This window comes from Streptomyces sp. NPDC050164 (genome assembly GCF_044459945.1).
GTDB classification, from domain to species: Bacteria; Actinomycetota; Actinomycetes; order Streptomycetales; family Streptomycetaceae; genus Streptomyces; species Streptomyces coeruleorubidus_A.
In genome coordinates, this window is sequence record NZ_JBITJK010000079.1 from 1 (window position 1) to 9,832 (window position 9,832).

Annotated in this window: 5 protein-coding genes and 5 pseudogenes; 3 read left to right on the forward strand and 7 right to left on the reverse strand. The window is 65.4% G+C overall.

Going from position 1 to position 9,832, the window contains the following annotated elements:
• Positions 1–567 precede the first annotated feature (567 nt).
• Positions 568–1,797, forward strand: a complete 1,230-nt coding sequence (locus ACIBNA_RS44650; RefSeq protein ID WP_399171185.1) for an MFS transporter — start codon at positions 568–570, stop codon at positions 1,795–1,797.
• A 41-nt stretch (positions 1,798–1,838) separates the two neighbouring features.
• Here ACIBNA_RS44650 and ACIBNA_RS44655 read toward each other — a convergent pair whose 3' ends face one another.
• A complete protein-coding gene (locus ACIBNA_RS44655; RefSeq protein WP_399171188.1) occupies positions 1,839–2,234 on the reverse strand; it encodes a VOC family protein in 396 nt (131 codons plus the stop codon).
• A 107-nt stretch (positions 2,235–2,341) separates the two neighbouring features.
• Positions 2,342–3,103: pseudogene (locus ACIBNA_RS44660) on the reverse strand (IS630 family transposase); the annotation flags it as partial.
• Between the two features lie 100 nt (positions 3,104–3,203).
• On the opposite strand from ACIBNA_RS44660, the gene ACIBNA_RS44665 reads away from it, so the two are divergent.
• The gene (locus tag ACIBNA_RS44665; RefSeq protein ID WP_189893735.1) at positions 3,204–3,605 is read left to right on the forward strand and encodes a hypothetical protein; all 402 of its coding nucleotides are present in this window, start codon (positions 3,204–3,206) and stop codon (positions 3,603–3,605) included.
• A gap of 10 nt (positions 3,606–3,615) precedes the next feature.
• Here ACIBNA_RS44665 and istB read toward each other — a convergent pair whose 3' ends face one another.
• The 3 genes and pseudogenes from istB to ACIBNA_RS44680 all read right to left on the reverse strand — a co-directional run.
• Positions 3,616–4,386 carry an IS21-like element helper ATPase IstB gene (gene istB / locus ACIBNA_RS44670; protein WP_399171191.1) on the reverse strand — a complete coding sequence of 257 codons (771 nt, stop codon included), beginning with the start codon at positions 4,384–4,386 and terminating at the stop codon, positions 3,616–3,618.
• Positions 4,383–5,798: pseudogene (gene istA, locus ACIBNA_RS44675) on the reverse strand (IS21 family transposase). The gene istB and the pseudogene istA overlap by 4 nt, the downstream one beginning before the upstream one ends.
• 124 nt (positions 5,799–5,922) lie before the next feature.
• Positions 5,923–6,284, reverse strand: a pseudogene (locus ACIBNA_RS44680) (transposase); the annotation flags it as partial.
• A 283-nt stretch (positions 6,285–6,567) separates the two neighbouring features.
• Between ACIBNA_RS44680 and ACIBNA_RS44685 the strand changes: the two are divergent.
• Positions 6,568–7,318 (forward strand): annotated as a pseudogene (locus ACIBNA_RS44685) (transposase family protein).
• 223 nt (positions 7,319–7,541) lie between these two features.
• Here the strand turns inward: ACIBNA_RS44685 and ACIBNA_RS44690 are convergent.
• Both ACIBNA_RS44690 and ACIBNA_RS44695 read right to left on the reverse strand, forming a co-directional pair.
• Positions 7,542–8,909 (reverse strand): condensation domain-containing protein, encoded by a 1,368-nt coding sequence (locus tag ACIBNA_RS44690; protein ID WP_399171194.1) that lies wholly within the window; start codon positions 8,907–8,909, stop codon positions 7,542–7,544.
• Between the two features lie 840 nt (positions 8,910–9,749).
• Positions 9,750–9,832 (reverse strand): annotated as a pseudogene (locus ACIBNA_RS44695) (IS5/IS1182 family transposase); the annotation flags it as partial.

Genomic DNA, 9,832 nt, shown 5'->3' on the forward strand with positions numbered 1-9,832 from the left:
AACTCGCCCCGGAGTCGTTCCACCTCCCCCAACCTCATACCGGAGAGGATGCCCACCACCAGGCGAGATCACCCAACGTAACGAAGCACTACTAGTAGGCAGACCGCTGGCCGTGGAAACCGGGACCGCCTCTGCCCCGCATGGGCCGGACGGGAGGACCCTGGAGGTACGGCAAGGAGGAACGTGCGCCGGTGCTCTCAGTGCGGCATCAAGCCACCAAGGGGCAGGCGGTCGCGCCGGTACTGCGGCCCGGTCTGCCGTACGAGAGCCTGGCGGCTTCAGAGGGTCCGGCGCACGCAGCTCGACGCCGAGGGCAAGGCGATCCAGGTCCTGATCGAGGGCTGCTGGCACCCGTGGACCGGATTCCGCTGCACCAGCCAGCATGAAGGCCGCAGTTGCTAGGCTTTCCGGATGCTCATCGTGATGTTCATCTGACGGTCTTGGGTCTCTCCCGCCCAGGTTCTGATCCGTTGAGGGTGCGGTCTGTCATGCCCCCCGAACCTCGATAACCGTCAGACTTTCGCGGCCGCGCATACGACACCGGTCGCACATCATCGGAGCTTCCTCGTGCTCGCAGTGCTTCTGCTTCCTGGCGCGCTTCGCGCCTTCCTCCCCGCCCTGATCGGCCGGTCCGCTCTCGCAATGGGCGGTCTGGCTCTCCTCCTCGCCGTCCACGACAGCACGGGTTCGTACACGCAAGCCGGTTTCGCAACAGCCGCGTTCGGAATCGCCAACGTCATCGCCGCCCCCTGGCGCGCCCGGGCCGTCGATCGATTCGGTCAACGAATCGCGCTCACCACTATGGCGTCAGGCCAAGCCTCAGGGTTCACCGCTCTCGCGCTCATCACGGAAGCCGAGGGAGTTGCGGATATCTGGTTCCTCATTCTGAGCGCGGTGGTCGGCCTGACAGCGCCGCCCTTGGGGGCGGCGATGCGAATGATCTGGGCGTCGCTCACGACAGCCGGTGACCAGCGAACAAAGGCATTCAGCATCGACGCGGTGTGCGAAGAGCTCCTTTTCGTCGGTGGCCCCGTCATCATCACCGCGGTCATCGTGGCCAGTTCTCCCGGCATCGGGCTCTGGGTGACCGCGGCGGCAGTTTCCCTCGGCACCGTAGCGATGACGTCCAGCGCGTCGTCAAGAGCGCTTCGCGGAACAGGAGGGGGCGTCGCGCGAGGTGATCGCCCGCTGCGGCAGCCCGGTTTCGCAAGGGTATTGATCGTCCTCCTGGGCGTCGGTGGTGTACTGGGCGTCGCGGAGATCGCAGCTCCGGCAGTCGCTGCGCAACATGATGCTGCCGCAGCTTCAGGCTGGCTCCTGGCGGCCTTTGCCGGCGGAAGTACTCTCGGAGGATTTCTCTATGGGCAACTGAACTTCAAGGCCGGAATCGGCAAGAGACTGTTCGCCCTGTGCGTCAGCATGGCGCTCGCCGCGGTGCTCGTCTCCCAGCTGGACACACTCGGTCTCTTCGCTGCGGGCCTCGCACTCGTTGGCCTTTTCCTCGCTCCGTCTCTCATCACCGGGTACCTCATCGCCGACACCATCGTTCCGGAAACCAGCCGGACGGAAGCGTCGACATGGATCAACACTTCCGTAAACCTCGGCGCATCGCTGGCGTCCGCAGCAGCTGGAATCGTCATCGACAATTCGGGCGCCTGGCTCGCCCTCTTGCTCGTGGGAGCGATCGCTCTCGCGCTTGCCTCAGCTGTGCCATTCACACGGCTGCGCAAGATCGAGCCGCCTGCGGTCCACGCTCCCGATCATTGCGAGCACAGTGAGGTCTTCTCGGCAACGTGATAGTTGCGGTGTGTGACGGGGTGTGGGTGCCCGCTCGCGGTCTAGTTCTGCGGTGCCAGGGTGCGTAGGACGCAGAACTCGTTGCCCTCGGGGTCTGCCATGACCACCCAGTTTCGGTCTGAGCCCTGGCCCACATCCGTCTTGGTGGCGCCGAGGCCGAGCAATCTGGTCACCTCGTCCTCGGTGCTGCCGTCGATCGGGCTGACGTCGAGGTGAAGCCGGTTCTTCACGGTCTTGCCCTCGGGCACCTGGATGAACAGCAGGGTGGGCGGCATCTGGCGGGCCCGAACATCCTCGACGGTCGGCACCCAGGAGCCGATCTCGACCTTGCTCTCGCTCTGGTCGATCACCTTGAAGTCCAGGACCTCGCACCAGAAGGCCGCGAGCCTCTCCGGATCGTGGCAGTCAACGGCCAACTCGGTGAACCTACTTGTCACGACTCTCCTAGATAGTGCGGACGGGGCTCAGCGTATTGGCTATGCCGTCCGTCCGACAGATCCGAAATCTTCCTGACTAGTGCTGTGACCGCATAGGTTCACCGGGTTCAGGCTGCGGCTGCGAGTGGGCGTCCGCCCCAGCGGATGCCCTTCTCGCTGCGGATGCGGGCGCGTTCCTTGCGTTGGGCGGCCAGGATGTCGGGGTGGCGGGCGTTGGTGTTGCGCCAGCGCAGGTAGGTGTGCAGTGCCTGGGTCTGTGCGGGGTGGCTGCGGTGGTGGGAGTTGGCCAGGGTGAACTGCCGCAGCGGGCCGAATTGGGCTTCGATCGGGTTGGCCCAGGAGGCGTAGGTCGGGGTGAAGCACAGCTCGACCTTGTTCTTCTTCGCCCAGCGGCGGATGTCAGCGCCGGTGTGGGCGGAGAGGTTGTCCAGGATGATGTAGATCGGGGCGCCGTCGGGTCGGGCGGCTCGGATCGACTTCAGCGCGGCCAGGGTGTTGGCGGTGCCTTTGCGGCGGCGGTTGATGCCCCACAGTCGGTCGTCGCCCACGGAGTAGCAGCCGTGGAAGTAGGTGACGCCGTGGGTGCGGCGGTAGGTCGCCGGCAGCCGGTTTGGCTTGCCCTGCTTCGCCCAGCAGGAGCCTGCGGTGGGCCGGATGCCCAGGGGCCCGAACTCGTCGAACGCGAAGACCCGGTCGGGGAAGCGGTCCAGCGCCTGCTCGATGCGGTCGAGCTTGGCGTCGCGATCGGGGTCGGGCGATTCCTTCCAGGTCTTGGTGCGCTGGAAGGTGATGCCGCGGCGCAGGAGCAGGCACCGTAAGGCTTCCCGGCCAATGCGGATGACGCGTCCGTGCACGCGCCGCAGGTAGGCGTGTCGGCGTACTCGCCTATGTGCAGAGCCGCGTACGGACGAACGTGCAGAGCAAGGAGACCGGTGAAGCGCGAGTGTCGTTGTTCGAGATGATGAGGCGGTGTCTCTTCGCTACTTCAATCAGACCGGCTGGACCGCGATCTTCAACGGCACCGACACCGAGATCGGCCGCATGGTGCGTGTAGAGGGCTGGGACCAGGCGACCGGGACGGCTCTGGTCGTCGATCCCAAGCGCGGTGCCCTGCGTCCGGTGACGGACTACGAGGACTTCTCCCATCTGGAGCGAGCCGACCAGGTCGTGGCCGCGGTGCCTGGTGGAGGGTGGCAGGTGCACTGGAAGGACGAGGGCCCAGGGGGAACGCCGCTGACGGAACAGGTGCTGGCCTGGCTCATCACGTCGCAGGGGCGGGCGACGGCCATCACGGTCGATGCCCAGGGGCATGTCGAGGATGCTGATGGCGCCGACGCCTTCATCCCGCCGGGCGAGGACCCGGCGGGATGATCGCGGCCGGTCAGGCCACGTCGTTCTCTCGCTCGATGGCCTTGAGGCGGTTCTTCAGCCGGTAGCTGGGGCCGTTGATGGAGATGACCTCGCAGTGGTGGAGAAGGCGGTCGAGGATGGCGGTGGCGAGGACCTCGTCGCCGAAGACCTGGCCCCATTCGCTGAAGGTCTTGTTCGAGGTCAGGATGATCGAGCCCGTCTCGTAGCGCTTGGAGATGACCTGGAAGACCAGGTTCGCTTCGGCTCGTTCGAGGGGCTGGTAGCCGACCTCGTCGACCACGAGGACGCTGGGCCGCAGGTAGGTGCCGAGCTTGTTCGTCAGACGCCCGGCGGCCTCGGCGGCCTTGAGGTTGCGGACCATGTCGTCGAGGCTGGTGAAGTAGATCGAGTAGCCGGCCCGGCAGGCCGCGACCGCCAGGGCGACAGCGATGTGTGTCTTGCCGACGCCGGGCGGCCCGAGCAGGGCGGCATTGGCCTTGGCTTCGACGAAGGACAAGGTGGCGAGGTCCTTGACCTTGCGCGGGTCGAGGTCGGGCTGGAAGGAGAAGTCGTACTCGTCCATCGTCTTGTGGTGCGGCAGCCGGGACAGCCGCAGGCCCTGGCGGAACCGGCGGTCGTCACGGACGGCGAGTTCCTCCGACAGCACCAGGTCGAGGAAGTCGAGATAGCCCATCTTTCCTTCGTCAGCCCGCCGGATGTACTCGTTGATGGTCTCGGTCAGGTGGGGCAGGCCGAGTTTGCCGGCCGTGTTGCGGATGCGGGTGGAGACCAGCTCGCTCAAGACGTTTCCCTCGTGCTCGGACGGGTGGTGAAGGGACGAGTGCCAGTCAGCTCGTCATAGACCGACAGCGGACGGCGGCCGACCTCAATGCGGGTGGCGGCAGCCCGGTTCAGCAGGGCCTGCAGCGGTCCGGCCTCCTCGCCCAGAGGACGTTCGCGCCGGGGCTGGGGGACGTCGCCGGTGGTGGTGCGGCGGCCCTTGCCGGTGGGCAATCCGTCCCAGTGGGTCTCCTCGACGACCCGGACGCCGCGGCCGATCGCCCGAGGGTGTGTGGCCAGCAGCGTCTCGCCATTGGCGTCTGCGGCGGTCGAGTGCAGCATGATCTGTGACTTCGTGGCCCGGATCTCGACCAGTTGGCGGGGGCGGACTCGGCGGGCGGGCACCGAGTAGAGGTTGCCGCCGAAGGCGACCAGGCAGTCCTTGTCGACGGGCCGCAGATGTCGTTCGGCCACCAGATAGGGGGTGCGCGGTAGTGGCTTGAGGGCCGCGTGGTCGCGGGCCGCCCGTTCGCCGATGACCTCCCGGTGTGTCTTGTGGATCTGGGCCCGCCGTTGCGGCACCCATGCGGCGAAGGCCGCGTCCATCTCTTCGATGGAAGAGAAGGCCCGGCCTGACAGGACGTGGTCGCGGACGATGAGCACCTGGCGTTCGACGCATCCTTTCCCGGTGGGCCGGTAAGCAGCCAGGACGTCGATGTCGAAGTCGTAGTGGCCGGCGAATCCGACCGCTTCCGGGTGCAGCGGGACGGCCTCGCCGGGGGCGACGTGGCGTCGGACGACGGTCTTGGTGCGGTCGTAGACGATCGTCATAGGGACCCCGCCGAAGTGGGCGAATGCCCGGCGGTGGCAGTCGAAGAAGGTCTGCAGGTCCTGGCTGGTGGTGAAGCAGCAGAACGGGTCGCGTGAGTACGACAGCGTCATGTGGAAGGAGTAGACCTTCGGGATGCCCATGTGGGCGAGGATCTTCCCTTCGTCGCCCCAGTCGACCTGGGCCTGGGCGCCGGGGATGACCTCGAAGCGGCGGTGCATGCCCGCCAGCTCTTTCGGCGTGATGCCGAGTTCCTCGGCGATCCGGGGCCGGGCTTCCTGGACGTAGAGCTTGGTTCGCTGGTAGTTGCCGGTGAACCCGTACTACTGGGCGAGCCGCTCGTGGATCACGGCGGCCTTCATCAAGATCTCCGCCCGCAGCATCGAGTCGACCAGCGGCGCGAACTCGTCGATCACTCTGGCCCGGGACCGGCCGTTCGGCGACCGGCGCGGAGGCGAAGCGGGTCCGTCGGCTGACAGATACTTGCTGACCGTCCGCCAGTTCAGGCCGGTCTCCTTGGCGACCTCGGTCAGGCTCATGGCTCCGGACTCGACCAGGCCACGAAAACGCCGTAGTTCCAGCCAGCGCTGCGGATCCAGGACCACGGCCACCCCATCTCTGCGACCTCGACCAACAGGCAGCAGAGTGCCGAATCCCGAACCTCAGCACCTCAGGAACTCTGCACGTTCATCCGTACGCGGCCATGCACGTTCACGTGTACGCCGACAAGGCGGCGAGTTTGCGGATCGACCAGCGGGTGAAGGGCTGACCGAGCCTGGTGGGGCGGGTGGTGGCCGTCCGGATGACGAAGTCCTCGTCGTCACGACTGAGCAGGCGGGGACGGCCTCCCGCCCACTGAGGGTCCAGGCATGCCAGGCCGATCTCGTTGAACCGGTGGATCACATCGCGCACGGTATCCTCGTCTGCCTGGACCAGCGGGGCGATCACCGGCACAGGTTCCCGCCCGCCGAGGCCAGCAGCATCATGGCCCGGCGATAGCGCACCGAGCTGGTACTGCCCCGGCGCACGATCTGCTGCAGCTTCTGCCCTTCCTGGTCGGTCAGTCGGCGCACTCGCACAGGCTCGGCCACCACACCTCCAGCGGTCGGAACGAACGTCACCGCCCATCCAACCGCCATAACCACCAACCCGGCGAACCCATGCGGTCAGAGCACTATCCAGTCTTCACCACTCGCGTGGTGATCGTCATGCCCGCGCCGGCGTGACGCTGCCGATTTTCGGAGCGACTTGGTGTCAGTGACCCTTTCAGCACGGCCACCGATCGAGTGGCGCCGCCGGGATGCGCAACGCACGAGGCTCCCGTGCCGTTGGGGGAGGTGTTCGAAGTCTCAACCCACAGGCACAGGAGCCGCGTTGGTTCCCTATTCTGCCGCACTCGACCTGCCCCACGCCCTGGTCGAGTGGGTCACCATGCTCATCGTCACCCGCGAGGGTGACCGAACGATGCAAACTCCCGCCGCACCAGCGTGCGCTCGTCGCCCTGACGTACTTGCGTAAGCACGACACGCTTGCCCAGATCGCCGTCGGCTTCGGTATCTCGGTGGGCACCGCTCACGCTTACACCACCTCGGTGATCAGCCTGCTCGCTGACCGTGCACCGGGCCTGCTCAAGGTGGTGCGCGAGACCGATCCTGACTACGTCCTGCTCGACGGCACTCTCGCGGAGTGCGACCGCCTGGGCGACGGCCGGGCCGACTACTCTGCCAAGCACCGCCGACATGGTGTGAACGTGCAGTTGGTGACCGATCCGGATGGCCGGCTGCTGTGGATCTCGCCCGCATTGCCCGGCCGCGCGCACGACCTGACCGCGGCCCGCACCCACCAGATGATCCGGATCTGCGAACGCCAGGGCGTCCCGGTCCGCGCCGACCGCGCCTACATGGGAGCTGGCCCGTGGGTGACAACGCCCCTCAGACGCCCGCCGGGCCGTGACCTCACGCCAACCCAGCGAACCGTCAACCGAGCGCTGTCCGCGGCACGGGCACCGGTCGAGCGCGGCGTCGCACGGCTCAAGTCGTGGCGGATCTTCCGCAGGGCACGATGCAGCCCAAATCGAATGTCGTCAATCTCCGCCGCCGTCCTCACCCTGGAGCGGCAGCGCTGAAAAGGCTCATTACATGCGGCGCGGGCACTCGTTGGTGGGACGGCCGGCACAAGACCGTCCCGCCCATGCCGGAACCCCGCTACACTCCCCACCGCCAAGCCGTTGACCAGGACAAATACAGAAGTCCGGCTGGAGTACTAGACCCGTCTCATCGACCCAGGTCAGCGGCACTGCTCACTTCTTTGATCACACGTCGGACGGCCACGCTCGTGAAAGCGCGAGGCTAACGCCCTTTGACGGTGGGATGGTCAGCAGGCGCGGAGCCTGACTCGCGAATCAGGTCATCCATGCGGGTCAATATCGACCTGATCGACTCGATGTCGATGTAATGACGATCAGCAAAGAGTACCGCCTGCGCATCACGGCCATACGAGCGGATCATGAGACCAAACCGGAGGAAGGTGGAAGGGACCCGGCCATCAGCAAGAAATGCTCGGCTTCCCGTGAAATTTTTTGTCACATCATCAGCGTTTGCCGAAATGAACACCTTTCGATAATTAACGAAGTGATCGACGGACTCGAACTGCCCGCCGGAAGCATCGGCAATCAATTGACCGACGATGACAGGATCGTACGAACTATGCCGCGGCATCCTTATAAGGAGCGACCAGAACTCCTTTACCATGTCTGGAAAACTAGGAGTAGCCGCGACTGGCGCCACTCCTTGCTGTGCGATGGTTCCGACGTATTCATCGGCGACTCGTCCCCCCCGGTTGGCGCACGTGACGATCATGGGGAATCCACTGTGCCCCGTCAACTCCAGAAGTGCCTGCGCGGAGGCAGACATGAACAGGGCAGATTCCCAGACGCCCCATTCGTGTGCCGTACGCTGGGCAATCTCTCCGAGCGACTTCGAATACAGCGAGACCTTCGGATACCTGTCTCCTTCGACATGCGGTCGCGGCTCCCCGTAGGAAAGTATCGGAAATCTCTGCAGAGATTTCTTCCACTGAGCCACCGCCCTGGCCAGGAAGTCTCTCCCAGAAGAGGATCCCTCGTATTCCGCTCGGTCCAGCGGCTGGTAAGGAGAGCGTGTTGGATGCGAATGGGTATCCACACCCATCAGCACCTCGAAGTCACGCCTGAGTATTTTTGCAGCCGCCGCATCTGCCGCGATGTGTGAAATGGCACCACACACCCATTTAGGGCGCTTTCCCGGACCCAACAGGATCCGGAACCTGGCCGGCCACTCACGTGCAAGGTCGAATCTGCGTCCGGAGAGTTCTCGAACATGATTCCATGAAAGGGAGGTGTCGTGTTGATCGAACATGTCACCTTCGTCGAGCGACGCACGCGAAATATCACTTACGGAGACGCTGTACTTTCCCTCACGATGAACGACTTGCAGCGGGTTCTCCACGGGGCCCGCAATATGTGTACGCAAGGCCTCATGCCGGGCGACGAGCTGCCTAATCCCCTCCGTTACCTCATGAATTGTCATCCCATCCGCAACTTCCCAAAGGAAGGGGATGTTGAACCTCGCATCCTCCGGGGCAATCTTGCATATGCTGATCCACTGCTCACGCTGCCCCCAGGTCATCGGACCCTCACCGGAACGGTCGCCGCGGAACTGAAAGTCGAATTCATCCATTTGCTTCTCCTCCACTGATGCGCCGTAGGAACGGGTAGCGCCCTGGGACCCCAGAAGTTCGATGTCGATATCGACGCGGGCAGAGCGTGCCCAGCAGCTGTGCAGGTCGCGGTGGTGTGACGATATCCGGCAAGCGCTCTACGTGGGCAACGAAGCTCCGTCGGGGTGTCCACTCGACCCGCGCGGTCGATCCGCTGGCCAACCGCCTGCAGATGGTGACCAATTGGTGCTACCGACGCAGGAAGATTGTCCTTTCGTATCCGTGCTGCTTGTGGTCTGCTCGGCGGTGGTGGCCTGGGGGAAGGCGTCCGAGATCAGCGCTGTGCCGGTCGCTGCGGACCCGGAGCCCTGACTCGAACTCACGCGGACCGATGTGCTGTGCTGCAGTTGCTGGACGCGCTGGGACTGGGTCCAGGTGGATCTGATCGAGCATTCTCGGGCAGCCGATCCCAGGTGGCTGGAGGGACTCAGGCAGATCACCGTCGGACGCACGTGGTGGCTGGTGGCCCACGCAGCCATGTACCTCAAGACGGTGTCGCCGAGTTGGCCCGCCGCTCGGCGATCCGATGGAGGAGTTGCCGGTCCGTGGCAGACGCGACGTGAGCCTCTGCTGCGCAGCCGCCGCGGTGGGGTCCGTCGACGGTAGGCCGAGCGCGAGCACGAGGGGGGGTCACCCCACCACGGTCAGCGACGAGCAGGGCCGACCTCGCGGTCCGGAGCCGACCGGCGGGGCGCATGGACAATGTGACCGCGTCCGCCTCGAACTCGGGCGCCTGGTCCGCGGCAGAGTGTCCTGGTCGGCTCGGCCCCCGCAGGACGGGTGCCTTCCACTGAGCGTTTTCAGCGTTGACGCTCCAGGGTGAGGACGGCAGCGGCCATGACCGTCATGCGGTTAGGGCTGCAGCGGGCTCTGCGGAAGACGC